The following is a 24,154-nucleotide window of genomic DNA, read 5'->3' on the forward strand; positions in this document are numbered from 1 at the left end:
CATGCCGAACGACGACGGGTTCCGGATCGAGCACGACTCCATGGGCGAGGTGCGGGTGCCCGCGGACGCCAAGTGGCGGGCGCAGACGCAGCGCGCCGTGGAGAACTTCCCGATCTCGGGCGCACGTCTCGAGCGCGCGCACATCGAGGCGCTCGCCCGGATCAAGGCCGCCGCCGCGAAGGTGAACGCGGAGCTCGGCGTGCTCGACAAGGACATCGCCGGCGCCATCGCGGACGCGGCCGCCGAGGTCGCCGCGGGCCGCTGGGACGACGAGTTCCCGGTGGACGTGTTCCAGACCGGCTCCGGCACCTCGTCCAACATGAACACGAACGAGGTGCTGGCCACGCTCGCCACCGAGCGCCTGGGCCGCGACGTCCACCCGAACGACCACGTGAACGCCTCGCAGTCGTCGAACGACGTCTTCCCGTCCTCGATCCACATCGCGGCCACGGCCGCCGTCACGCACGACCTGATCCCGGCCCTGGAGCACCTCGCGGCGTCGCTGGAGCGCAAGGCCGCCGAGTTCGCGGACGTCGTGAAGTCGGGGCGTACGCATCTGATGGACGCGACGCCGGTGACGCTGGGCCAGGAGTTCGGCGGCTACGCGGCGCAGGTCCGCTACGGCGTCGAGCGGCTCACCGCGTCGCTGCCGCGGCTGGCCGAACTCCCGCTGGGCGGCACGGCGGTCGGCACCGGGATCAACACGCCGCCCGGGTTCTCGGCCGCCGTCATCGCCGAGGTCGCCCGGGCCACGGGGCTGCCGCTGACGGAGGCCCGCGACCACTTCGAGGCGCAGGGCGCGCGCGACGGCATCGTGGAGACCAGCGGGCAGCTGCGCACCATCGCGGTCGGCCTGACGAAGATCGCCAACGATCTGCGGTGGGCGGCGTCGGGCCCGCGCACCGGGCTCGCCGAGATCAACCTGCCGGATCTGCAGCCCGGTTCGTCGATCATGCCGGGCAAGGTGAATCCGGTCATTCCCGAGGCGACGCTGATGGTCGCCGCGCAGGTGACCGGGAACGACGCGACGGTGGCCGCGGCGGGCGCCGCCGGCAACTTCGAGCTGAACGTGATGCTGCCGGTCATCGCCAAGAACGTCCTGGAATCGATCCGGCTGCTCGCGAACGTGTCGCGGCTGCTGGCCGACCGCACCGTCGACGGCATCACCGCCAACCGCGAGCGGGCCCGCGAGTACGCGGAGTCGTCGCCGTCCGTCGTCACGCCGCTCAACAAGTACATCGGCTACGAGGAGGCCGCGAAGGTCGCCAAGAAGTCGCTCGCCGAGCGGAGGACGATCCGTGAGGTCGTCCTGGCGGGCGGGTACGTGGAGCGCGGGGACCTGACGGTGGAGCAGCTCGACGAGGCGCTGGATGTCCTGCGGATGACCCACCCGTAACAGCTCGTGGCCGGTTGACGTATTTCGTGACGCGCACCGCAGCGTCCTATGCCAACGGCACCTAATATCTGTCCATGACGGACTACGACCGGGCTGACGAGGGTGGCGGGCGCTGGGTGCCCGGGGAGTCGATCCTGTGGCGCTACCGCGCCAATGGGGGAGACGGTTTTCACATCTGTCGTCCCGTCACGGTCGTCCAGGACTCCCCCGAGCTGCTCGCCGTGTGGATGGCGCCGGGCACCGAGTGCGTGAAGCCGGTGCTCGCCGACGGCACCCCGGTGCACCGCGAGCCGCTCGCCACCCGCTACACGAAGCCGCGCACGGTGCAGCGCGACCGCTGGTTCGGCGCGGGGGTGCTGAAGGTGGCGCGGCCGGGCGAGCCCTGGTCGGTGTGGCTGTTCTGGGAGCCGGACTGGTCGTTCCGCAACTGGTACGTGAACCTGGAGGAGCCGCGCGTGCGCTGGTCCGGGGGCGTCGACTCGGAGGACCACTTCCTCGATCTGTCGGTGTACCCGGACGGGAGCTGGCGCTGGCACGACGAGGACGAGTTCGCTCAGGCGCAGGCCGTGGGCCTGATGAGTGCCGCGGGGGCCGCCGGGGTGCGGGCCGCGGGGCAGCGGGCGATCGAGGTGATCGAGGACTGGGGGCACCCTTTCTCGGACGGCTGGCAGCACTGGCGGCCCGACCCCGCGTGGCCGGTCCCGGCGCTTCCGGCGGACTGGGACCGTACGCCCGCGCACGTGTCCTCATGAGACCCTTGATGCGCCCCCATGGGGGAAACGTAGGATCGTCCTCCGCAAGAGCGCACAGTGTCGCGGGAGGCAGCACAAAGAGCGGCTCCAGCAGCAACTCTTCGCGCATACGGTGGGTCTGACACGATGTCAACGATGTCAATGAGGTCATCGAGGGGCGGCGGGAGACCGTGAACGTGGGCGGAACGGACAGGACGGACCGGTCGGGTCAGGCCGCGGCGTTCGACGCGATCGGCGGACGCTATGACGAAGCGTTTCCGCACAAGGAGGGCCAACTGGCGGCCGTGCAGCGGCTCCTGTCTCAGCTGAGGCCCGGCGCGCGGGTCCTCGACGTGGGCTGCGGCACCGGTGTGCCGACGGCCCGTCAACTCGTGGACGCGGGGCACCAGGTGGTCGGTGTCGATCTGTCCGCCGGCATGCTGGAGCTGGCCCGCAAGCAGGTGCCCGAGGCGGAGTTCCACCAGGCCGACCTGACCACGCTGAGCGCCCAGGGCCCGGACGGTCTGGGGCAGTTCGACGCCGTCACCTGTTTCTTCACGCTGCTGATGCTGGGGCGCGCCGAGATACCGGACGCGCTGCGGCTGCTGCGCTCGCTGCTGCGGCCTGACGGCCTGTTGGCGTTGTCCATGGTCGAGGCCGACCTGGATGACGCGGAAATTCCGTTCCTGGGCCACACAATCCGGGTATCGGGTTTCCTGCGGGACGAACTGCGCCAGGTCGTACGCGATGCGGGCTTCGAGATCACCGGGGAGGAGACGTACGCGTACGCTCCCGCCAGCACCCACGCCCCACCCGAGCACCAGCTGTTCCTCAACTGCCGACGCACCGGCCAGTGACACGGCGCGCAGCCCCGGACGGACGGATTCGACACGCGTGACGGAGCACTCAGCCTCTCATCAAGGCTCCCACGAAGGCCGCCACCACGGCACGGCGGCCCGCCCCGCCGAGCCCCGCGGGGCCCTCAGGCGTACCCCACAGGCCTCCGGGACCCCGGCCGGCGACGGCTTACCGCAGCAGCCACGGCGCGCTGCCACCCCTTCTTCCGTCCCGTCGGCCTCGGCGGACGCGGAGCACTCGCAGCCGCGTTCGCCCTCGCCCGAGCCGGTGCGTCCGGCCGGCCCGCCGGACGGCGGCGAGCGGCGCTCCGGTCAGCCGCGGCCGCCGGGCCAGCCCACGGCGATGCGCCGCGACGGTGACCGGCTGCGCTTCGTCGGCGCGGCGACCCGGCGCATCGCGCGCGGCATCGACCTCGACGAGATCGTGATGGGCCTGTGCCGGGCGACGGTGCCGACGTTCGCGGACGCGATCCTGGTCTATCTGCGCGAGCCGCTGCCGGTCGGCGACGAGCGCCCGACCGGCCCGATGGTGCTGCGGCTGCGCCGCAGCGACCGGGTTCCGGACGCCGCCGAGGACCTGGACGCGGACGGCGTCCCGGCGCCCAGCATCCTTGTGCCGCAGGTCGAACTCGCTCCGGACAGCGCCGAGTTGTGCGAGGTGCGGGGCGGCGGCGCGCTGGCCGAGGTGCTGCGCGGGGTGCGGCCGGTCTTCGCGGACTCGCCCGCCGCGCTCGCCGCGCTGCCCGAACTCCTCGGCGGGGAGAGGGCGTTGCCCACGGGGCGTCGCGCGATTCTGGCGCCGCTGCGGGGGCGGCGCCGGGTGATCGGCGCGGCGGTGTTCCTGCGCCGCCCGGACCGGGCCGCGTTCGACGGCGACGATCTGCTGGTGGCCGGGCAGCTGGCCACGCACAGCGCGCTCGGCATAGACAAGGCGGTGCTGTACGGGCGCGAGGCGTACATCGCGGACGAACTGCAGCGCACGATGCTGCCGGAGACGCTGCCGCGTCCGACCGGGGTGCGGCTCGCCTCGCGCTATCTGCCGGCGGCGGAGACGGCGCGGGTCGGCGGCGACTGGTACGACGCGATCCCGTTGCCGGGCAGCCGGGTCGCGCTGGTCGTCGGGGACGTCATGGGCCACTCGATGACCTCGGCCGCGATCATGGGCCAGTTGCGCACGACCGCGCAGACCCTGGCCGGGCTCGATCTGCCGCCGCAGGAGGTGCTGCACCATCTCGACGAGCAGGCGCAGCGGCTCGGCACGGACCGGATGGCGACGTGCCTGTACGCGGTGTACGACCCGGTCGCGCACCGCATCACCATCGCCAACGCCGGGCATCCGCCGCCGGTGCTGCTGCACCTGGGCGGCCGCGCCGAGGTGCTGCGGGTGCCGCCGGGCGCGCCGATCGGGGTCGGCGGCGTCGACTTCGAGGCCGTCGAGCTGGACGCCCCGGCGGGCGCCACGCTGCTGCTGTACACCGACGGGCTGGTCGAGTCGCGGCTGCGGGACGTGTGGACCGGCATAGAGCAGCTGCGCGAACGGCTCGCCGCGACGGCGCAGTTGACGGGCCCGGACCATCCGCCGCCGCTGGAGGCGCTCTGCGACGACGTCCTCGACATGCTCGGTCCGGGCGACCGGGACGACGACATCGCGCTGCTCGCCGCCCGCTTCGACGGGATCGCGCCGAGCGATGTCGCGTACTGGTTCCTGGAGCCGGAGGACGCGGCGCCGGGCCGTGCGCGGCGGCTGGCCCGCAGTGCGCTGGCCCGCTGGGGGCTCGAGGAGATGACCGACTCGGTCGAGCTGCTGGTGAGCGAGGTCGTGACGAACGCGGTGCGGTACGCCTCGCGGCCGGTGACGCTGCGCCTGCTGCGGACCGATGTGCTGCGCTGCGAGGTCGGTGACGACGTGCCGCAGCTGCCCCGGCAGCGGCAGGCGCGGGCCACCGACGAGGGCGGGCGCGGCCTGTTCCTGGTGAACCGGCTGGCCCGGCGCTGGGGAGCGACCCGGCTGAGCACCGGGAAGGTCGTCTGGTTCGAGCTGGCGCGGCCCGCGGGCGACCGCGCCCCGGACGGGGAGTGAGCCGGGCCGCGCGGCAGCGGCCGGACAGCGCAGTGCCGAGGGGCCGGAACCCAGCTGGGTTCCGGCCCCTCGGCATATGAGGCGGTCTCGGGCGGGTGGCCCTTAGTCGCCTCTGCTAGTCGCCTCTGCCGTCGTCGTTGTTGCCGTCGAGCGGGTTCTCCGGGATGCCCAAGGTCGGCGAGCCGGTGTCCGACGGGGTCGACGGGGTGCCGTCCGTCGGCTCGTCCGTCGGCGGCCCGGTGGTCGGGGTCTCGGTCGGCGTCGACGGGGTCGACGGCGGCGTCGTGGTCGGCGTGTCGCTCGGGGTCGACGGGGTCGACGGCTCCTGGGTCGGCGTCGACGGTGCCGTCGTGGTCGGCTCGACGCCCGCACCCATGTCGGTGTCGAGGTCGAACTTGCTGTTGGCGCTGGTCGAGTTGAACATGTACTGCGCCCAGATGCGGGCCGGGAAGCTGCCGCCGTCGACGCGGGGAAGGCCGCCGGCGCCCTCCATCGAGACGTGCTTGCCCGCCTCCGACGTCTTCAGCGCGCCCTCGCCGAACAGGCCCACCGACGTGACCAGGTCCGGGGTGTACCCGGTGAACCAGGCCGAACGGTTGTAGTCGGAGGTACCGGTCTTGCCGGCGACCTGCTGACCGTCGCGGGCCGGGTTGTCCCGCACCGAGGTCTTCGCCGTACCGTCGTCGACCACGCCGGTCAGCACCGAGGTGACCGAGTCGGCGGCGCCGCGGCTGATGACCTGCTCGCCGATCGCCTTCGGCAGATCGACCGGCTGGCCCTGCTTGGAGACCGACTTCACGATCTGCGGGGTGACCTGCTTGCCGTGGTTGTCGAGCGTCGCGTAGACACCCGCCATCTCCATCGGGCTGGCGCCCATGGTGCCGAGGGTCTGCGCGTAGTACGGCTTGAGGTCGGCGTCGTCCATGCCGAGCTTCTTCGCCATCGACATGACCTGGTCCATGCCGACGTCGGCGCCCATCTGCGCGAAGACGGAGTTGATGGACTTGTTCATGGCGGTCTGCACGGTGACCGGACCGTAGCTGCGGTTGTCCTCGTTCGGCGGGGCGAAGCCGACCTTCTTGCCGTTCTCGACCACGGGGCGCTTGTTGGTGCCGTCGTAGACCGTGCTCGCCTTGATCGACTGGTCGGTCTGCGTCTTGGCGTTGCTCTCCAGGGCGGCCGCGAGGATCAGCGGCTTGAAGGTGGAGGCCGGCTGGTAGTCGGTGCGCGTGGCGTTGTTGACGTAGTGCTTGCTGAGCCCCTCGCCGCCGTACAGCGCGAGCACCTTGCCGGTCTTCGGGTCGACCGAGACGGCGCCGGCCTGTACCCGGGAGTCCGGCTTCTTCTTGCGGTTGAGGTTGTCGGAGAGCTGCTGCTTGACCGACTTCTCCAGCTGCTTCTGCTTCTTGCGGTCGATGTTGAGGGTGATCGTGTAGCCGCCCGCGGCGAACTGCTCGTCCGTGAGGTTGAGGTCCTTCTGCACCTCTTCCTTCGCGGCCGTGTACAGGTAGCCCTCCTGCCCCTGGAGTCCGGCGGCCGCCTTCGGCGCCTCGGGCTCCTCGAACTTCATGCCCTGACGCTCGCTCGCGCTGAGCCAGTGCATGTCGACCATGTTGTCGAGGACGTAGTTCCAGCGCTGCTTCGCCAGGGTCTTGCCGGTGTCGGAGGCGATCGCCCAGTCGTACTGGTTCGGGGCCTGGAGGAGCGCCGCGAGGTACGCGCCCTGCTCCACCGTCAGCTTCGAGGCGTCGATGCCGTAGTAGGCGTTGGCGGCGGCCTGGATGCCCCAGGCGCCGCGGCCGTAGTAGCTGGTGTTGATGTAGCCGGCGAGGATGTCGTCCTTGGACTTCTTGCGGTCGACCTTGAGCGAGATGACCAGTTCCTTCAGCTTGCGCGAGACGGTCTGGTCCTGCGTGAGGTAGTAGTTCTTCACGTACTGCTGGGTGATCGTCGAACCACCCTGCTTGCCCTTGCCGGTGACCGTGTTGAGGACACCGCGGGCGGTGCCCTTCAGGTCGATGCCCTTGTCCTTGTAGAACGTCTTGTTCTCGGCGGCGACGAAGGTCCGCTGGACCGGCTTCGGCACCTCGGACAGGTCGACGATCTCGCGGTTGACCTCACCGGTGCGGGCCATGGTGGTGCCGTCGCTGTACTTGTAGACGTTGCTCTGCAGCTTGGCGTCGGGGTTGCCCTCGGGCACGTCGATCACCAGGTACAGCACCACGAACGCGCCCATGCACAGCAGCACGAACCCGAAGAACGCACCCAGGAGCTTCTTCCACGTGAAGAAGCGGCGTATGCCCGACGGCCGCGCCGCGCGCTTTTGCGCTTTCCTCGCATCCGCTCGGCCCATGACCTCAGTTGCTCCGCTTCTCGTTCGTGATCACGACTGGTGTTTCCGTGCACTTCTGTGCCGAATCAGCTCATGAAGCTAACACCGCCACTTAAGGCAAAACCCTGCCGATCCGGTCATTTCCGGACGTGACAATCAGCACCTGCCCCATGGGAACCGACGATCCAGGGGTGCCTATGGTTGCCGAGCGGAGTAAAGTGATATCACTTTGCTAGACAGGGTCGGGCCGCGACGGCCACGAACCTCCAGCTCAGAGAAACGGGGACTGCCATGTCCGAGACGGACGCCACACCGGATGTACCGACGATGCCGAAGGCCCGTGTGCGCGAGTTCACGGCGCACAGCATCGGGGGCGGGCTCGCGCTGCTGCTCGGGCTCATCGGCCTGATCGTCGGCGTGGTCCTGGTAGCGACCGGCGCCACGCTCACCTCGGCCGGCGCCAAGGCCGCGCTGATCGTCGTCGGCATCCTCCTCGCGATCGCGTCGCTCTTCGCCATGGGCGGCCTGAACATGGTGGCGCCGGGCCAGGCCCGCGTCGTCCAGCTCTTCGGCCGCTACCGGGGCACCATCCGCGAGGACGGCCTGCGCTGGGTCAACCCGCTCACCTCGCGCACCAAGATCTCGACGCGCGTACGCAACCACGAGACCGCCGTGCTGAAGGTCAACGACGCCTACGGCAACCCGATCGAGCTCGCCGCGGTCGTCGTCTGGAAGGTCGAGGACACCGCGCAGGCCACGTTCGAGGTGGACGACTTCCTGGAGTTCGTCTCGACGCAGACCGAGGCGGCCGTCCGGCACATCGCCATCGAGTACCCCTACGACGCGCACGACGAGGGCGGGCTCTCGCTGCGCGGCAACGCCGAGGAGATCACCGAGAAGCTCGCGGTCGAGCTGCACGCGCGGGTCGAGGCCGCGGGCGTGCAGATCATCGAGTCCCGCTTCACGCACCTCGCGTACGCGCCCGAGATCGCCTCGGCGATGCTCCAGCGCCAGCAGGCCGGCGCCGTGGTCGCCGCCCGCCGGCTGATCGTCGACGGCGCGGTGGGCATGGTCGAGGACGCGCTCGCCCGGATCACCGAGCAGGACTTCGTCGCCCTCGACGAGGAGCGCAAGGCCGCGATGGTGAGCAATCTGCTGGTCGTGCTCTGCGGGGACCGGGCCGCGCAGCCGGTCGTCAACACCGGGACGCTCTACCAGTGACGCCGCCTCCGGCACGCAAACAGGTTCTGCTGCGGCTCGATCCCGCGGTGCACGAGGCGCTGGCCCGGTGGGCCGGGGACGAGCTGCGCTCCGCGAACGCGCAGATCGAGTTCGTCCTGCGCCGGGCCCTCGCCGAGGCGGGGCGGCTGCCCGGCTCGGCCGGGCCCATCCCGCGGCGGGGGCGTCCGCCCCGGAGCCCGGACGGTACGGACGGTTCGGCGGCCGACGGCTAGCGGGGGGGGCTGGTCGCGGGAACTGCGCGACCAGCCCCCACCGCCCCGCACCGCACCCGCACCCGCACCCGCACCCGCACCCGGTGACGAACCCCACCTATACACCTCGGGTATACACACCGTGTACAGTGCTCCGCATGTCCATCGGCCACACCCTTCTCGGGCTCCTGGAATCCGGGCCCCGCCACGGTTACGACCTGAAGCGCACCTTCGACGACACGTTCGGGCACGACAAGCCGCTGCACTACGGGCAGGTCTACTCGACGATGTCCCGCCTCCTGAAGAACGGCCTCGTGGAGGTCGACGGGATAGAGGCCGGCGGCGGCCCGGAGCGGAAGCGCTACGCGATCACGGAAGCCGGCATCACGGACGTCCAGCAGTGGCTGGCGACCCCGGAGAAGCCGGAGCCGTACCTCCAGTCGACGCTCTACACCAAGGTCGTCCTCGCCCTGCTCACCGAGCGCGACGCGGGCGAGATCCTCGACACCCAGCGCGCCGAGCACCTGCGTCTGATGCGCATCCTCACGGACCGCAAGCGCAAGGGCGACCTCGCCGACCAGCTGATCTGCGACCACGCCCTGTTCCACCTGGAAGCCGACCTGCGCTGGCTGGAGCTGACCGCCGCGCGCCTCGACAGGCTCGCCGCGGAGGTGCGCCCCTCATGACCCCTGCCGGATCCCTCCTCGCCGCCCGCGATCTGGGCAAGTCGTACGGGCCGACGCCCGCCCTGGACGGCGCCTCGTTCGCCATCCACCCGGGCGAGATCGTCGCCGTCATGGGCCCCTCGGGCTCGGGCAAGTCGACGCTGCTGCACTGTCTGGCCGGCATCGTCCTCCCGGACACGGGCTCGATCACGTACGACGGCCGCGACCTGACCGCGATGTCGGACGCCGAGCGCAGCGCCCTGCGCCGCACCGAGTTCGGCTTCGTCTTCCAGTTCGGCCAGCTGGTCCCGGAGCTGACCTGTGTCGAGAACGTGGCGCTGCCGCTGCGGCTGACCGGCGTCAAGCGCAAGGAGGCCGAGCGCCGGGCCGCGTCCTGGCTGGAGCGCCTGGAGGTCGACGGCCTCGCGGGCAAGCGGCCCGGCGAGGTGTCGGGCGGTCAGGGCCAGCGCGTCGCCGTGGCCCGCTCGCTGGTGACGAACCCGCGGGTGCTGTTCGCGGACGAGCCGACCGGCGCGCTCGACTCGCTCAACGGCGAGCGCGTGATGGAGCTGCTGACCGACGCCGCGCGCGGCGCGAACACCGCCGTCGTCCTGGTCACGCACGAGACGCGGGTCGCGGCGTACTCGGACCGCGAGATCGTCGTACGGGACGGGAAGACGCGGGACATGGAGTTCGCCCGATGACGCTCCTGGACGACCGCGAACGCACCGCGCGGGCGGCGGCACCCGGCGCCGCGCCCGGCCCCTCCGGCTGGCTGCGCGACCTCGGCCTCGGCATCCGTTTCGCCGCGTCGGGCGGCCGTGAGGGCTGGATCCGTACGCTGCTCACCGCGATAGGCGTCGGGCTCGGCGTGGCCGTGCTGCTGGGCGCCGCGTCGGTCCCCACGTTCCTGGAGAACCGCGACGCCCGGCTCGACGCCCGGATGGCGCCCGAGCCTTCGGCGGTCGCGGCGAGCGACAGCACGGTCCTGCAGGCCGACGCCTCGTCGCAGTACCGCGGCGACACCGTGGGCGGCCATCTGCTGCAGGCCGAGGGCGAACACCCGGTCCTGCCGCCCGGCGTGAGCAGGCTCCCCGGGCCCGGCGAGATGGTCGTCTCGCCCGCCCTCGAGGAGCTGCTGGGCTCGCCCGAGGGCAAGCTCCTCAAGGAGCGCTACGACTACCGCGTCGTGGGCACGATCGGCGACACGGGTCTGAGCGACCCCTTCGACCTGTACGTGTACGTGGGCAGCGACTCGCTCAGCACCGACCGCGGCGCCTACCGGCTCGACCACTTCGGCGCGAAGCCGATGAGCGACGAGACCAGTCCCATCCTCATCCTCCTCGTCGTGCTGGCCTGCGTGGTCCTGCTCGTTCCCGTCGCCATCTTCATCGCGACGGCCGTACGGTTCGGCGGCGAACGGCGCGACCGGCGGCTCGCGGCCCTGCGCCTGGTCGGCGCCGACGCCCGGATGACCCGGCGGATCGCGGCGGGCGAGGCGCTGTTCGGCGCGGTCGTCGGCCTCGCCATCGGCCTCGGCGTGTTCTTCGCCGGGCGGCAGCTCCTCGCCGTGCTGCAGGTCTACCGGCTGTCGGCGTTCCCCGGCGACTTCGTGCCCTCGCCCGCGCTCGCCGTGCTGATCCTGCTCGCGGTCCCGGTGTCCGCCGTCGCGGTCACCGTGTTCGCGCTGCGCTCGGTGACGATCGAGCCGCTGGGCGTGGTGCGCGGCGGCCGGACCCGGGCCCGCCGGGTGTGGTGGCGGATCCCGGTGCCGGTGGTCGGCGTGCTGCTCCTGCTCACCTCCGACGCCGACGACACGGTCGGCAGACTGGGCATGATCCGGCTCGTGGCCGGCATCGTGCTGAGCCTGACGGGCCTCATCGCGGTGCTGCCCTGGCTCGTCGAGGTGGCCGTACGGCGGATGCGCGGCGGCCCGGTGCCCTGGCAACTGGCCACGCGCAGGCTCCAGTTGAGCAGCAGCGGCGCGACCCGCGCGGTCGCGGGCATCACCATCGCGGTCGCGGGCGGCATCGCCCTGCAGATGTTCACCGTCGGCATCAACGACGACTTCAACCGGGTGACCGGCCAGGACCCGAGCCGGGCCCAGGTGGGCGCGTCCGCCAGCTTCCCGAGCGGTGAGCTGGCGGCCCGGATGGTCAGGGAGTTCGGGGCGACCGAGGGCGTGAAGAGCGTCATCGGCACGGTCGGCACCACGGCGAGCGTGGTGGGCGCGAAGCCCGACGCCGACGACTACGTGCCGAGCGTCTCGGTGGACGTCGGCGACTGCGCGTCGCTGCGCGAGCTGGCCCGCATCACGTCGTGCGCGGACGGCGACACGTTCCGGGTCACCGGCTCGGGCGACGCGTACTCGGAGAAGGAGCTCGCCTCGGTGGCGCGGCCCGGCGCCCGTCTCACCGTCGACGACGGCAAGTCGTACACGCCCGGCGTCAAGGACAAGAAGCCGGTGCGCTGGACGCTGCCGAAGGACACCACGACGGTCACCTCGCGCCGCGACCCGGCGGGCAACCGGTTCAGCGGCATCCTCACCACCCCGGGCGCCCTCGACCCGGCCCGGCTGCACACGGCCGTGACGTCCGCGCAGATGGTGCTGGACGAGTCCGTGCCGGACGCCTACGACCTCGCCCGCAACACCGCGTTCCGCATCGATCCGAGCATGAGCGTGTGGACGTTCCGGGCCGTCGCCCGGGACAAGGAGTACGCGAGCATCCGCACCGGCCTGTTCACGGCGGCCGCCGTCACGATGACCCTCATCGCGGCGTCCATGCTGGTCTCGCAGATCGAGCAGCTCCGGGAGCGCAGGCGCCTGCTGTCGGTGCTCGTCGCCTACGGCACGCGCCGCAGGACGCTCGCCTGGTCGGTGCTGTGGCAGACGGCGATCCCGGTGGTCCTGGGCATGGTGCTGGCCGTCGCGGGCGGTCTCGGTATCGGCTGGCTGATGCTCCGCATGATCGGCAAGCCGGTCTCGGACTGGCTGCTGTTCCTCCCGCTGGCGGCGATCGGCGGCGCCCTGATCGTCGTGGTGACGCTGCTGTCGATGCCGCCGCTGTGGCGCCTCATGCGCGCGAACGGCCTCCGCACCGAGTAGCGAGCGGCGACGGTGCTCGGGTCACGGGGCCGCGCCCCGGTCCCCGCTCCTCAGTCGCCGGAGGGGCTGATCTTGACCGGCAACCCCTGGAGCGCGACGCGCAGGGCCGCGGCCAGTTCCCCGTACTCCGCGGAGCGGGCCGCCCCCGTGCGCATCGCGAGGGCGACCCTGCGCGTGGGCGCCGGCTCCGCGAAGTACCCGGTGAGCAGCTGACTGCTGCGGCTGGTCTCGACGGCGACGGCGGTCCGCGGCAGCAGCGTCACCCCCAGTCCGCCGGCGACGAGTTGGACCAGGGTGGCGAGACCGGCGGCGGTCGTGGTGACGGGCGCGTCACCACGGCCGGCCTCCCGGCAGATGTCGAGTGCCTGGTCGCGCAGGCAGTGCCCCTCGTCGAGCAGCAACAGGTTCAGCTCGCGCAGCGCCTCGCGCGGGATGCCCTCGCGCCCGCCGAGCCAGTGGTCGAGCGGGGTGACGAGCACGAAGTCCTCGTCGAACAGCGGGAGTTCGGTGACGCCGGGCACCCCCAGCGGCACGGCGAGCAGCAGCAGGTCCAGCCGGCCGGCCGTCAGGCCCTCGATGAGGGACGAGGTCTGTTCCTCGTGCACCTGGAGGTCCAGGTCCGGATACCTGTCGTGCACGAGCCGCAGCACGGTGGGCAGCAGATAGGGCGCGACGGTCGGGATCACCCCGAGCCGCAGCGCGCCGGTGAACGGCGCCCGCACCGCCTCGGCCTCCTCCAGGAGCGTGCCGACCTCGTCGAGCACGGCCCTGGCCCGTACCGCGATCCGTTCCCCGGCCGGCGAGAGCAGCACTTTTCTCGTCGTACGCTCGAGAAGGGTCACCCCGAGCGTCTCCTCCAGCGCCGACACGGCGCCGGACAGGGCGGGCTGGCTCATCCCGATCGCGGCGGCCGCGTCCCGGAAGTGCAGATGCTCCGCGACCGCGGCGAACGCCCGCAGCTGCGCCAGGCTCGGCTGCCGCTTCCGCGCCCCCACGGGCTTTCCGTTCTGTACGGCCACTGATAGCCACCTCCGATCAACATGACCGAGTCTAGCTATTTCCGTAATCAATGCATTCTGTGCCTCAAGCTCTCGCCGTCCGGCGCATGAGCCTCGGAGGCGTCGCGGGCGTGCACGGCGTCGCGGGCGTAAACAGGAAGCCCTCCGGACCGACGCGCCTGCGCGAGCGTGGGAGCCGCGGCGTCCTTGGCCGACAGGATCGGCGTACCGACATCGGCCAAGGGCCAGGGGATCCCCAGGTCCGGGTCGAGCGGATGGACGGTTCCCTCATGGTCCGGGGCGTACAAAGCGGAGCAGAGGTAGACGACCGTGGCGTCGTCGGTCAGCGCCAGGAAGGCGTGCCCCAGTCCCTCCTTCAGATGGACGGCGCGCCGATGGTCCGCGTCGAGCCGGATCAGCTCGCTCATGCCGTAGGTGGGTGACCCCACCCGCAGGTCGACGACCGCGTCGAGGATGGCGCCACGCACGCACGTGACGTACTTGGCCTGCCCCTGCGAGGCGTTGGTGTAGTGGATCCCTCGCAGCGCCCCGCGGCGGGAAACCGAACAGTTGGCCTGCGCCGTCCGGAAAGAGGCGCCGGTGGACGCCATGACGTCCGGGGCTCGGAACCACTCGTGGAAGCTGCCCCGGTCGTCTTGGTGGACAACCGGTTCCACGATCCAGGCATCGTCGATCGCGAGCGGTCGGAGCTTCGCGCCTTCGTCAGCGGTGGCCATGCGTCTCCTCATCCCTGTTGCGCTGCGGAGTACGCCCCTTCAGGCCGTCGACCAGATGAGGCAGGGCGCGGCGCAGCTCGTCGCGCCAGTGGTGGTGCACGCCGAGCCCGGCGGCCGAGGCGCGGTCATGAGCCAGCACGCTCCACGCGGGTCGCGGTGCGGGCCTGCCGAGATCGGCGGTGCTGATCGGACTGACCAATGCCGCATCCGCACCGGCCCATCGGTAGATCTCCTGGGCGAGTTCGTACCAGGTGGCGTGTCCTGTGCTGGTGAGATGCAGCACGCCGGGTCGCGAAGTCGCCTCGCCCAGGATCTTCAGCCGACCCGCCAGGCTCTTGCTCCACGTCGGCTGCCCGTACTGGTCGTTGACCACATGGGACTCTTCGGCGGATCGTGCCCGGTCGAGCACGGTCCGGACGAAACTGCGGCCGTGTCGTCCGTAGAGCCAGCCGGTACGGATCACTGTCGCGGCGTCGGGCAGCACGTCGAGCACCGCCCTCTCACCGGCCCGTTTGCTGCGGCCGTAGGCGGTCAGCGGCCGGGGATCGGCGTTCTCGGGGTACGGCGTGCGCCGCGGCTCTCCGCCGGGCCCGGCCCCCGAGAAGACGTAGTCCGTGGAGATGTGGAGGAGCCGGGCTCCCGTGCGGGCGCAGACTCGCGCGAGGTTGCGTACGGCCGTGGCGTTGACCTCGGTCGCGGCGGCTTCGTGGTTCTCCGCGGCATCCACGTCCGTCCACGCCGCGCAGTTGACGACGATGTCCGGACACAGTCGGCCCACGGTGTCCGCGACCGCCTCGAAGTCGGTGATGTCCAGGCCCTGACGGGTCAGGGCCGTTGTCCGCCCTGGCGGAAGTACGGCTGACATGTCCCGTCCGAGAAGGCCACCGGCACCGGTGACCAGCCAGGTGGTCACTCTCGTACCAGGGCCGGACGCGCGCCGACGAGCGGCTCCCACCATGATCGGTGGGTGCGGTACCAGTCCACGGTGGCGGCGAGTCCTTCGTCAAAGGTGCGGCGGGGCGCGTAACCGAGTTCGTCACGGATCTTCGACCAGTCAACGCTGTACCGGGCGTCGTGCCCCGGACGGTCGGCGACATGCTCGACGCTTGTCCAGTCCGCGTCGCAGGCCGCCAGGATCCGCTCCGTGAGTTGGCGGTTCGTCAACTCAAGCCCACCGCCGACGTTGTAGACCTCACCGGGACGGCCGCCTTCGAGAACCAGGCGGATCGCGCGGCAGTGATCTTCGACATGCAGCCAGTCGCGTACCTGTCCGCCGTCCCCGTACAGCGGGACCGACCGGCCGCGCAGCAGGTTGGTGACGAACAGCGGAATGATCTTCTCGGGGAACTGGTAGGAGCCATAGTTGTTGGAACAGCGGGTGATGCGGACGTCGAGGCCGTGCGTGCGGTGGTAGGCCAGAGCCAGGAGGTCGGATCCGGCCTTCGCCGCGGAGTACGGGGACGCGGGCTCGAGCGGGCGGCTCTCCGACCATGATCCGGCCGGGATGGAACCGTAGACCTCGTCGGTGGATATGTGCAGGAAGGTCACGGGGTGCGGGGCACGGACAGCGGCCTCCAGGAGGGTCTGCGTGCCCAGGACGTTCGTGGCCGCGAAGGCACGACCGCTGTCGATGGAGCGGTCGACATGTGATTCGGCGGCCAGATGCACCACGGCGTCGTGGTCGGCCATCAGCGCCGTCACGCGCTCGATGTCGAGGATGTCCCCGTGCACGAACCGCAGGCGCCGGTCGCGCACGGCGTCGCCCAGATTGGCCCGGTTGCCGGCGTAGGTGAGCGCATCCAGGACGGTGACCACGTCAGGCCCTGCGCCACGGGCGTCGCTCGGGGACAGCAGGGACCGGACCAGATGGGAGCCGATGAATCCGGCGCCTCCGGTGACGAGAACTCTCATGCGGTGCAGGTCTTTCGTGTCGGGGTTCAGGGGCACGGGCCCGTGACGCTCGCGGGACGGGGCGCGTCAGACGGCTACTTCGATACGGCTGTGATCGCCAAGGACCAGTCGGTGGGCATGCGGCGTCCGCACGGTGCCCACGACGCGGACCGACCGGCCGATGAGAGAGCCCTCCACACGCCCCGCGTGCTCGATGCGCGAGTCGCGCAGCACGATGGAGAACATGACCTCGCTGCCGTGCACGGCGCAGTTCGCGTCGATGGACGTGGAGGGGCCGATGTAACTGTCGCGAATGACCGTGTCCACTCCGATCACCGCGGGCCCGACGATGCGCGAGTTCTCGACGCGGGCGCCCTTCTCGATCCGCACACGGCCCACGATCTCGCTCGCCGCGTCGACGCTGCCCTCGTTCTCGGGGGAAAGGTTCTCCAGGACACAACGGTTGACCTCCAGCATGTCCGCGACGTTCCCGGTGTCCTTCCAGTAGCCGGTGATCGGGGTCGCCGTGACGGTGCGGCCGTGATCGACGAGCCACTGCACGGCGTCGGTGATCTCCAGTTCACCGCGCGCCGACGGCGTGCAGGCGGCGACGGCTTCGTGGACAGCGGGCGTGAAGAGGTAGACCCCCACGAGAGCGAGGTCGCTGCGCGGTTGTGCCGGTTTCTCCTCGAGACGGACCACCCCTCCGTCGGGGCCGAGCTCGACGACGCCGAAGAGCGAGGGGTCAGGCACCCGGGTCACCAGGATGCCCGCGTCCGGGCGGTCGGCACGGAACCCCTGCACCACCTCGCTGATGCCGCCGATGACGAAATTGTCCCCGAGGTACATCACGAAGTCGTCGTCGCCCAGCCAGTCCCGGGCGACGCGTACCGCGTGCGCGAGCCCCAGGGGGCGTTCCTGCTGGAGGTAGGTGACACTCGCGCCGAAACGGGAGCCGTCCCCAAGGGCGGCCCGGATCTCGTCACCGGTGGCGCCGATCACCACGCCGATGTCCGTGATGCCTGCTTCCACGATGGCCTGGACAGCGTAGAAGAGCACGGGCCGGCCGCCCACAGGGACCAGTTGCTTGGCGGTGGTGTGGGTCAGGGGCCACAGTCTGCTGCCTGTTCCGCCGGCCAGGATCAGTGCCTTCACCGGGCACGTCCGACGGTGCTCGGGAGCGCGCCGTGCGCCAGCTCCCGCAGCAGAGCGAGAACGTGCGGTTGGGCCGTGCGGACCAACTTTCCGATCCGATCCGCGTGGGCGGCGTTGGCGCACCGTACCGGCTTGGCCAGGACGAACGTTCGGCCGCGCCGAGTCAGCACCAGATCCGTCTCGGACGGCGCGGCGTCCGTCATGGCATCGGCAAGGACGGGAAGCACGTCGGCCTGCACGCCCACGGGTCGGACGAAGTCCTCTGATGCGGCGAGGCGTGCCAGCCACGCCCTGGTGTCCTGCCGGTGCGCGGCTCGCAGGGCGGCAGCGTGACGTGGGTCGTGCACCTCCCGCAGCGCGTCCCGCGCGTGAGCCGGATCGTCGAAGGTAGCGACGGGCACGTGGTGCAGGGCGGGTATCCGGTGCCTGCGGGTCGAGGTGTCGTCGAAGAGCACCGCGGTGCGGTCCGCGACGGTGGTGAACCGCTGTCCCGCGTCCGTCATGCGCAGCCACAGGTCCCAGTCCTCCATGCCGGCACCCGCGCGCCAGCCGCCGACCCGTTCGGCGACTCCGCGCCGGTGGGCGACCCGGGACGGTTCGAAGATCACTCCGAAGACCTGGAACTCGGGGTGCCAGCACATCTCGTGCGGCTGGGAGACAGCCGTCGTCGTCCCGTCGGCGTCGCGGAGTTCGAACCCTGTGGCCACGAGATCAGCGCCGGAGTGGACAACTGCGGTCACCGCGGCCAGATGCCCGGGGCGCCATTGATCATCGTGGTCGAGGTAGGCGATGACACTGCCCCGCGCCTGTGCCAGAGCGATGTTGCGCGGCTCGGCGGGATGGCCGTGTCGCGCCGTGCGGATCAGCCGGATGCGCGGGTCCCTGGCGGCAGCCGCGCGCACGTGGTCGTCGGTGTCGTCGGTGCTGCCGTCCGAGACCACGATCAGTTCCCAGTCCCGCACGGACTGGCCGCGCACGGAGTCGAGGGTCGCCCCGATGGCCGCCGAGCGGTTGAAGGTGGGACAGACCACGGAGACATGTGGGGCTGGGGTTCGCATGTCCGATCACCTTCCGCGCGGGCTGATGACCGAGGCTAACGACGCCCGGTCGCACCGGCTTCCGCCGTCGGTCGGGGCTCGCCCCCGTCTGTGGACGGGCATGGACGGGGCGGATGGACCAGCGTCCCGCCCCGTCCACCTGTCACGCGGCGATACGGGTCTTTGCCGCACCGGCCGAGTGCATCAGGACCGCGAGCTGCGCACGGTCGCGGCACTGGGTCTTCTGCAGCACGTTCGAAACGTGGAACTTCACAGTGGAATGCCCTATGACGAGCTGCTGGGCGATTTCCGAGTTGGAAAGACCCTGCGCCACCAGGAGCGCGATGTCCCGCTCGCGGTCGGTCAGGCGGTCCATTCCCTCGGCCGCCGACCCTTGTCTGCGCTCTCGAACCGGAATGCTGGCCAGGACGCGAGGCACCAGCTCGGGCGAGAGCCAGCCGCGCCCGCTGAGCACCTGGGCCACCGCGTCGACGAAGCCCTGATCGGGATCATCCCGGTCGACGACGCCCATGGCCTTGTGGGCGTACGGCGACTGCCAGAACGGATCGTCCGCACCATAGACCAGGACGACGAAAGGGCGTTCGGACCAGGGAAGTTGGGGATGCCGGGGCAATGATCCCGATTCGACCAGGATGACATCGACGGCGGACTTCTCGGCCGCGGGAGAGAAGTCCCAGTCGATCACTCCCCACCCTTTCGACGTGAGCACATCGGTCAGCCGCCGCTGCAACGACGGCGCGGCGGTGACAAGGGCTATACGTTCCATGCTTCCCCGTTTTTCCTGTCGCAAGTCACGCGGGCCAGATAGCACCCAAAAACACGCCGCGGCATGACTTCCGTGCTGGTCAGGCCCGGTTGACCGCACAAGCGCTCTATCGAAGCACGGCGTGATCGTTTCCGAAAACTAACACGATGCACACTGCATCGACACCCTCTGAGCACACCGGAAATTCCAGTTGGGTGGAATCTCAGATCCACCTCAAATTCACAGATGCTCCAACTCCGCGATGAGGCATTGGAGTTGCAAACAAAGAAGTCGGTGGGCGGGGCACCAGGTGCCCCGCCCACCGACGCGGTTGTCGAGTCGCGCTCCGCCGCTACGAGTTCACGGCCGCATTGACCGCCACCAGACTCATGAAGTACGCGACCGAGGCCGCCACCGCGTCGACGAGCGCGCGCAGCGCGGGCCGGGCCCAGTGGGCCTCGGCCACCTCGGCGCAACGCCGCTTCACCGCCGCCGAGTCGGCGTCGGGGAAGGCGATGCCGTGCAGGTCGCCGTGGTGGATGAGCGTGATCAGAGCCGCGGTGCGCTCATCGGGTTCGGCGCCCTGGACGACCGTTTCATCGAGAGCGTGGCGTACCTCGGCGCGGGCCCTGCCGTCGGTCTCGGGGTAGCGGGTGGTCTTGATGATGCCCAGCGTGCGTCCGCGTTCCTCCCGGACGAGTCCCTTGCCGAGCAGATCCTGGCGGGCGGCCGCGAACGCCTCCTTGTGCAGGGCGAAGATCCACTCCTGGGCGTCGCCCGTCTTCTTCGCCGGCTCCGCGAGCCGGGCCAGTACGGGGTCCAGGGACGCGGATCCCACCGCGGTGGTGTCGGTGGTGACGAGCCTCGCGCCGTCCAGGTGGACCCGGTCGGCCATCGCCAGTTCCAGCAGAGCACCGGCCGCGATCATGTATTCGGCCGTCGGCTGCTGCCGCACCGTCCCGGAGTCGTCGAGGCAGAGGAGCAGTACCTGCTCGCCCAGTGTGATGTTCATGGTCATGGTGCTCTCCGGTCGTTGCTGGTCAAAACGTCACGGCAAGGGATGCGGCCCCGGGCCGGCATCCTCCCCCTGGTGAGGGTCGCACGGCACAGCGGGGAGCCCCGTGCGCTGGGTGGCGGTGGCAAGGCGCGAACGGTTCCAGGTGAAGTCCAGGCGCTCGATCATGCGCAGCGGCTGATAACCGGGCACGATCGCCTTGACCGCCGCCCACCCCATGTCCTGCAGCGGCGTGGGCAGTCGGTGGGTGAGCTCCACCACCAGCGGATCGGCGCCGTCGGCCGCCATGGCCCGCACGATGTCGTCCGTCCTCACCCGATGCTCGACGGACGGCGCGAGCGGTGGCCGGAAATGCGAGAGCCAGCGCCGTACCGCATGGAAGTTCTCCCGCGACGCCACGTACCGGAGCCGGTCGGCGTCGTCGAGGATCGTCGTGGGGGCGGGAGTCGGGGCATCGCCCCACCCCGCCTGCCAGGCGTTGACGATCACCGAGCGGATCTGCAGGGCTTCTTGAAGCGCACCGAGGATGCTCCAGGCCACGTCGTCGGTGGCGTTGCACCCGACGGTGGCCAAGGGCACGGACGCGGTCGTGTCGAGCACGATCCCGACCGTGCACACCACGCCGGGAATCGCCGTCGGCAGATCCGCCGCCAGCAGGGTCAGGCCGGCCCGGCGCGCGGCCTCCCGAAGCCGGGCGAGGCGCCGCCAGTTCGCGTTGTCACGGCCTGTCAGCGACGCATCCAGGTCGACGAGGCGAAGTGCCGACTGCCGCTGCCAGGCCACCAGGAGCGCATCGCGCTCGACGATCTCCAGAAGTGCCGAACGCAGCGCGTGCCCGGTCCCCTGCCCGGACGCCGCCCCGGACGGGCTCGGGTCGAACAAGTGCCGCAACTCCGCTCCCTGTTGTGGCACAGCGACCGGGTAATCGACCAGCGGCGCGGGGACCCACACCCGGGTGTCGTCGACGACGCGGCGGGCCGGGTACCAGTTCATCCTCTCGTCTACCGCCTCCGGTGATCCGAGCGCCACGTCCGCGCGCTCGAACTCCAGTGCAGAGCCGTCGAGTTCGCTCCGTCTGCGGCGCACCGCCCCTGCGGGCGCGGCCCGGTGGGGAAACAGTGCGTACCGCTCCACGCCCTCCCCCACGCCTCGCGTCACGGCGTCGCGGCGCGAGTGGCCGTAGGCACCGACGACCTGCGGGTCCAGCGCTCGCCCGCCGCCCGTGGCGGTACCGCCGGGGTGTCCCTCGGCAGCGCCGACGAGGCTGACCATGGAGCGCCACAGCAAGTCCACCGGCGGGGACGGAGGCAGCAGTACGGAGGTGTCGACCAGTCCGTTGACGGGATCGAGGGAGGCATTGAAGTCGATCACGGGGCACTTTCCTCAGGGGTGGTCACAGGAACGGATGCCAGGACCTGCTGCCGCCCAGCGCCGAGCCCAGCGCGCTCAGGACGCCGGCGGTTCCGGTGGCCATATCGGTGGAGACCCGCAGGCACTCGGTGCCGAGAAACGCGGGGCGGCCGTAGAGGTGCACGGCGTGCAGGCCGAATCCGTCGAGGTGGCGACGGACCACCTCCTCATCGGGGCTGCCGCCCGACAGCCGCAGGTGCGCCATCAGGACTCCGGCCCGGCCGTGGAACAGCCCGCCCTGTGTGGTGAACGGCAGTGCCGTGGCGTGCCGGACGGCGTCTCGTGCGGCCACCAACTCCGGTACTTCAGCGTTGAGTCGAGGGAGCAGTTCGTGCAGGACCATGGCGGTGCCTCCGCTGCCGCCGGCGAACAGCGGAAGGCGTCCGGCGGCGCCGGCCTCGAAGGCTCCTTCGCGCCAGCCCAGCCCCGCCAGATCAGCGCGCACACGCCTTTCGGCGGCCGTCAGCAGTCCTGCCTCGCCGGTGTGTTCGTACATACGCAGCAGGAACAGCGCACCGCCTGCCGGGCCACGCAGCAGCCCGTACGACGGCACTGCCTCCGCCGGCCGCTGCTCGGCCACGCGGACGGCCAGGTCCTGCGCGGCCGCGAGCAGTTCCTTGTCCCCGGTGCGCGACGCCAGGTGCAGCTGGGTCAGCCCGATTCCGGCGAGCCCGTCGTAGAGGCTGTCGTCGGCCCGGTCGAGGTCGGCCGGCGTGATGCGCGTGAGAAGTTCGCGGGCTTCTTCCTCTCGGCCCACTTCGGCCAGAGTGTGGGCGATGCCCGAGAGCCCTCGGTGGAACCCCGGCGCCAACTCCGCCGCCGACCGCGCGGCGGTGATCAGCCAGTCCAGGTGCTGCGGCCGCATCGGCGCACCGGCGTGGTGCAGGGCCCACAGGACACCGGCCGCGCCGTACGCGAAGGCAGCTCCGCCGAGGGAACGTGCGAACTGTTCGGCGTCACCGGGGAACAGCCGGTCCGTACGCTCCCGCGAGACGGATTCGAGGATCCCTTCGGTCAACTCGTTTCGCAGAACGGGCCATTCGGCCGACCTGGGCGACGGCCAAGTGGGGATCTCCTTCACGGTGGAGGCCGCCTGCGGAGCGAGTGCGGGCCCCAGATCCGCGTACACCTGCGCGGCGAATCCGTCGGGAAGCGGGTAGTGCGCGGCCAGCAGATCGAGGAGCTGTGCGACCTTGTGGTGCGGGGACCAGGTCACCGCGCCGGCCAGCGGGGCGAACACGGCCAGTCGCAGGCAGCCCAGCGCGTAGCGGTCGACGGCCCGTCCGGTGTATCCGGCGGGGGCCATGAAGCCGACCGCTCCCATGTGCTGGACGGACCCGCCGTCGGCGTCGCTGGCGGTTTCGAAATCGATGAAGGTGACCTTGCCGTCCTCGTCGACGAGGATGTTGCCCGGGTGCAGGTCACCGAAGACGACGCCGCGCTCGTGCATGCCCGCGACGCCCTCGTCGATCTGGTCGAGCACGTGCACGGCCCAGCGGGCGTACTCGGCGAACTCCGCGGGGTCCTGGCTGCCGCGCGCCAGCGGATTGCGCCGGGCCATCTCCTTGGAGAGCGGATTTCCTTCCACGTATGCACGGATCAGGTAGTAGTGCTCGTGCCCCTTGCGATGGTCGATCAGTTCCGGGATGCACGGCGAGCCCTGCAGCTTTTCCAGGGCCCGGTGTTCCTGCCCCAGTCGGATGACGGCGTCCCGTCCGTCGCCGTCGAGCCCGGCATGGGGGCGGGCCTCCCGCACCAGGACCTTGCGGTCGTCACGCGTGTCGGTTCCCTGGTACACGCCGCCGCCGTTGGAGAAGTGAAGGGCGCGGGTGACGGTGAACGGAAAGTCCCGCAGCATACCGGAGTTGCGTGCCGCGACCGCCTCGGTCAGGCAGTCGGGAAGGGTGACCCACTCGGGCGGCCGGAAGCCCGGGCCCCGCCGGTCGGGGACGAGTTCGCCGTCGGGATTCTCGATGCAGTACACGGTCTCGCCGGACGGGGACAGCTTCGAGCGCAGGACGAAGCCGCCGTAGCGCACATAGAGCGGACCCGAGCGCCACCGCAGGTCGCTGAGGATGTACGGGCCTGGCTCCCCGTCGAGAAGGTCACCCAACTCGGCCAGGACGCGCGCGAGATGGCCGTCGTCGCGCGGATAGATCGTCACGAACTTCCCGCTGCCGCTGCGGTCGCCGTATTTGCCGTTGCGCCGCTTGAGCGTTCCCGGACCACGCAGAAACTTGAACATCACCTGCTCGGTGGTGCAGTACTTCGCGACGACGCCGAGCACGTGCTCGGCGTTCCCCGGCGTCGCCGACACATGGATCTTCCAGCCCTGTGCGGGGAGTCGAGGGCTCGGCGGCGCGAGCACCGCCCACTCCGTGCCGAGGGTGCGGGTCCAGCCGTCGGGCAGCTCGTCCTGGGCCAGGGGATAGTCGTCCTCGGCGGCGCCCCGCGACGAAGGCACATCGAAATACGGGGTGCCGGGCGGGCAGAACGCCAGGTACTGAAAGATGTCCATGATCTTCTCCGCTCCAGGGGAGCACTGC

General features: G+C 70.8%; 20 protein-coding genes. 9 read left to right on the top strand and 11 right to left on the bottom strand.

Features of this window, described 5'->3' with window-relative positions; all coding sequences use genetic code 11:
* The first annotated feature begins 1 nt into the window (after position 1).
* The 4 genes from ACQUQD_RS14965 (at position 2) to ACQUQD_RS14980 (ending at position 5,064) form a co-directional block, all read left to right on the top strand.
* Positions 2–1,396: a class II fumarate hydratase gene (locus ACQUQD_RS14965; RefSeq protein WP_428952562.1), complete on the top strand. Its 1,395-nt coding sequence runs from the start codon at positions 2–4 to the stop codon at positions 1,394–1,396.
* A 74-nt stretch (positions 1,397–1,470) separates the two neighbouring features.
* The gene (fomD, locus tag ACQUQD_RS14970) at positions 1,471–2,148 is read left to right on the top strand and encodes a cytidylyl-2-hydroxypropylphosphonate hydrolase (protein WP_428952563.1); all 678 of its coding nucleotides are present in this window, start codon (positions 1,471–1,473) and stop codon (positions 2,146–2,148) included.
* Positions 2,149–2,318: 170 nt separating this feature from the next.
* The gene (locus ACQUQD_RS14975) at positions 2,319–2,984 is read left to right on the top strand and encodes a class I SAM-dependent DNA methyltransferase (RefSeq protein ID WP_428952564.1); all 666 of its coding nucleotides are present in this window, start codon (positions 2,319–2,321) and stop codon (positions 2,982–2,984) included.
* A gap of 37 nt (positions 2,985–3,021) precedes the next feature.
* Positions 3,022–5,064 carry a SpoIIE family protein phosphatase gene (locus tag ACQUQD_RS14980; protein ID WP_428952565.1) on the top strand — a complete coding sequence of 681 codons (2,043 nt, stop codon included), beginning with the start codon at positions 3,022–3,024 and terminating at the stop codon, positions 5,062–5,064.
* Between the two features lie 115 nt (positions 5,065–5,179).
* Here ACQUQD_RS14980 and ACQUQD_RS14985 read toward each other — a convergent pair whose 3' ends face one another.
* Positions 5,180–7,417: a transglycosylase domain-containing protein gene (locus ACQUQD_RS14985; RefSeq protein ID WP_428952566.1), complete on the bottom strand. Its 2,238-nt coding sequence runs from the start codon at positions 7,415–7,417 to the stop codon at positions 5,180–5,182.
* Positions 7,418–7,687: 270 nt separating this feature from the next.
* Between ACQUQD_RS14985 and ACQUQD_RS14990 the strand changes: the two genes are divergently transcribed.
* From ACQUQD_RS14990 to ACQUQD_RS15010, 5 genes are all read left to right on the top strand, one after another.
* On the top strand, positions 7,688–8,617 hold the full coding sequence (locus ACQUQD_RS14990) for an SPFH domain-containing protein (protein WP_428952567.1): 930 nt from the start codon (positions 7,688–7,690) through the stop codon (positions 8,615–8,617).
* Complete coding sequence (locus ACQUQD_RS14995; RefSeq protein WP_428952568.1) at positions 8,614–8,850, top strand: hypothetical protein; 237 nt, start codon at positions 8,614–8,616, stop codon at positions 8,848–8,850. The genes ACQUQD_RS14990 and ACQUQD_RS14995 overlap by 4 nt, the downstream gene beginning before the upstream one ends.
* Before the next feature lie 137 nt (positions 8,851–8,987).
* Complete coding sequence (locus ACQUQD_RS15000; RefSeq protein ID WP_428952569.1) at positions 8,988–9,515, top strand: PadR family transcriptional regulator; 528 nt, start codon at positions 8,988–8,990, stop codon at positions 9,513–9,515.
* Complete coding sequence (locus ACQUQD_RS15005) at positions 9,512–10,198, top strand: ABC transporter ATP-binding protein (protein WP_428952570.1); 687 nt, start codon at positions 9,512–9,514, stop codon at positions 10,196–10,198. Before ACQUQD_RS15000 ends, ACQUQD_RS15005 begins: the two co-directional genes overlap by 4 nt.
* Positions 10,195–12,600 carry an FtsX-like permease family protein gene (locus ACQUQD_RS15010; protein ID WP_428952571.1) on the top strand — a complete coding sequence of 802 codons (2,406 nt, stop codon included), beginning with the start codon at positions 10,195–10,197 and terminating at the stop codon, positions 12,598–12,600. Before ACQUQD_RS15005 ends, ACQUQD_RS15010 begins: the two co-directional genes overlap by 4 nt.
* Positions 12,601–12,650: 50 nt before the next feature.
* On the opposite strand, the gene ACQUQD_RS15015 is transcribed toward ACQUQD_RS15010, so the two are convergent.
* From ACQUQD_RS15015 to lanKC, 10 genes are all read right to left on the bottom strand, one after another.
* A complete protein-coding gene (locus tag ACQUQD_RS15015; protein WP_428957561.1) occupies positions 12,651–13,595 on the bottom strand; it encodes a LysR substrate-binding domain-containing protein in 945 nt (314 codons plus the stop codon).
* A gap of 71 nt (positions 13,596–13,666) precedes the next feature.
* Complete coding sequence (locus ACQUQD_RS15020; RefSeq protein ID WP_428952572.1) at positions 13,667–14,335, bottom strand: dTDP-4-dehydrorhamnose 3,5-epimerase family protein; 669 nt, start codon at positions 14,333–14,335, stop codon at positions 13,667–13,669.
* Entirely contained in the window at positions 14,322–15,293 is a 972-nt protein-coding gene (rfbD, locus tag ACQUQD_RS15025; RefSeq protein WP_428952573.1) for a dTDP-4-dehydrorhamnose reductase, read from the bottom strand. The genes ACQUQD_RS15020 and rfbD overlap by 14 nt, the downstream gene beginning before the upstream one ends.
* A complete protein-coding gene (gene rfbB / locus ACQUQD_RS15030) occupies positions 15,245–16,246 on the bottom strand; it encodes a dTDP-glucose 4,6-dehydratase (RefSeq protein ID WP_428952574.1) in 1,002 nt (333 codons plus the stop codon). The genes rfbD and rfbB overlap by 49 nt, the downstream gene beginning before the upstream one ends.
* A gap of 66 nt (positions 16,247–16,312) precedes the next feature.
* The gene (locus tag ACQUQD_RS15035; protein ID WP_428952575.1) at positions 16,313–17,380 is read right to left on the bottom strand and encodes a glucose-1-phosphate thymidylyltransferase; all 1,068 of its coding nucleotides are present in this window, start codon (positions 17,378–17,380) and stop codon (positions 16,313–16,315) included.
* The gene (locus ACQUQD_RS15040; protein WP_428952576.1) at positions 17,377–18,438 is read right to left on the bottom strand and encodes a glycosyltransferase family 2 protein; all 1,062 of its coding nucleotides are present in this window, start codon (positions 18,436–18,438) and stop codon (positions 17,377–17,379) included. The genes ACQUQD_RS15035 and ACQUQD_RS15040 overlap by 4 nt, the downstream gene beginning before the upstream one ends.
* A gap of 142 nt (positions 18,439–18,580) precedes the next feature.
* Positions 18,581–19,204 carry a helix-turn-helix domain-containing protein gene (locus ACQUQD_RS15045; protein ID WP_428952577.1) on the bottom strand — a complete coding sequence of 208 codons (624 nt, stop codon included), beginning with the start codon at positions 19,202–19,204 and terminating at the stop codon, positions 18,581–18,583.
* Between the two features lie 331 nt (positions 19,205–19,535).
* Complete coding sequence (locus ACQUQD_RS15050; protein WP_428952578.1) at positions 19,536–20,201, bottom strand: GOLPH3/VPS74 family protein; 666 nt, start codon at positions 20,199–20,201, stop codon at positions 19,536–19,538.
* A 30-nt stretch (positions 20,202–20,231) separates the two neighbouring features.
* Positions 20,232–21,569: a YcaO-like family protein gene (locus tag ACQUQD_RS15055; protein ID WP_428952579.1), complete on the bottom strand. Its 1,338-nt coding sequence runs from the start codon at positions 21,567–21,569 to the stop codon at positions 20,232–20,234.
* A gap of 22 nt (positions 21,570–21,591) precedes the next feature.
* Complete coding sequence (gene lanKC, locus ACQUQD_RS15060; RefSeq protein ID WP_428952580.1) at positions 21,592–24,126, bottom strand: class III lanthionine synthetase LanKC; 2,535 nt, start codon at positions 24,124–24,126, stop codon at positions 21,592–21,594.
* Positions 24,127–24,154 lie beyond the last annotated feature (28 nt).

The sequence above is a fragment of the Streptomyces sp. cg35 genome (assembly GCF_050410835.1).
In the GTDB taxonomy this organism is placed as follows: Bacteria; Actinomycetota; Actinomycetes; order Streptomycetales; family Streptomycetaceae; genus Streptomyces.

What these genes read in the sequence shown, in the direction of transcription:
- ACQUQD_RS14965 (WP_428952562.1), top strand. Translation starts at nt 2, where the DNA reads ATGCCGAACGACGACGGGTTCCGGATCGAGCACGACTCCATGGGCGAG.
- fomD (WP_428952563.1), top strand. Translation starts at nt 1,471, where the DNA reads ATGACGGACTACGACCGGGCTGACGAGGGTGGCGGGCGCTGGGTGCCC.
- ACQUQD_RS14985 (WP_428952566.1), bottom strand. Translation starts at nt 7,417, where the DNA reads ATGGGCCGAGCGGATGCGAGGAAAGCGCAAAAGCGCGCGGCGCGGCCG.
- ACQUQD_RS14990 (WP_428952567.1), top strand. Translation starts at nt 7,688, where the DNA reads ATGTCCGAGACGGACGCCACACCGGATGTACCGACGATGCCGAAGGCC.
- ACQUQD_RS15000 (WP_428952569.1), top strand. Translation starts at nt 8,988, where the DNA reads ATGTCCATCGGCCACACCCTTCTCGGGCTCCTGGAATCCGGGCCCCGC.
- ACQUQD_RS15005 (WP_428952570.1), top strand. Translation starts at nt 9,512, where the DNA reads ATGACCCCTGCCGGATCCCTCCTCGCCGCCCGCGATCTGGGCAAGTCG.
- ACQUQD_RS15010 (WP_428952571.1), top strand. Translation starts at nt 10,195, where the DNA reads ATGACGCTCCTGGACGACCGCGAACGCACCGCGCGGGCGGCGGCACCC.
- ACQUQD_RS15020 (WP_428952572.1), bottom strand. Translation starts at nt 14,335, where the DNA reads ATGGCCACCGCTGACGAAGGCGCGAAGCTCCGACCGCTCGCGATCGAC.
- rfbD (WP_428952573.1), bottom strand. Translation starts at nt 15,293, where the DNA reads ATGGTGGGAGCCGCTCGTCGGCGCGCGTCCGGCCCTGGTACGAGAGTG.
- rfbB (WP_428952574.1), bottom strand. Translation starts at nt 16,246, where the DNA reads ATGAGAGTTCTCGTCACCGGAGGCGCCGGATTCATCGGCTCCCATCTG.
- ACQUQD_RS15040 (WP_428952576.1), bottom strand. Translation starts at nt 18,438, where the DNA reads ATGCGAACCCCAGCCCCACATGTCTCCGTGGTCTGTCCCACCTTCAAC.
- ACQUQD_RS15045 (WP_428952577.1), bottom strand. Translation starts at nt 19,204, where the DNA reads ATGGAACGTATAGCCCTTGTCACCGCCGCGCCGTCGTTGCAGCGGCGG.
- ACQUQD_RS15050 (WP_428952578.1), bottom strand. Translation starts at nt 20,201, where the DNA reads ATGACCATGAACATCACACTGGGCGAGCAGGTACTGCTCCTCTGCCTC.
- lanKC (WP_428952580.1), bottom strand. Translation starts at nt 24,126, where the DNA reads ATGGACATCTTTCAGTACCTGGCGTTCTGCCCGCCCGGCACCCCGTAT.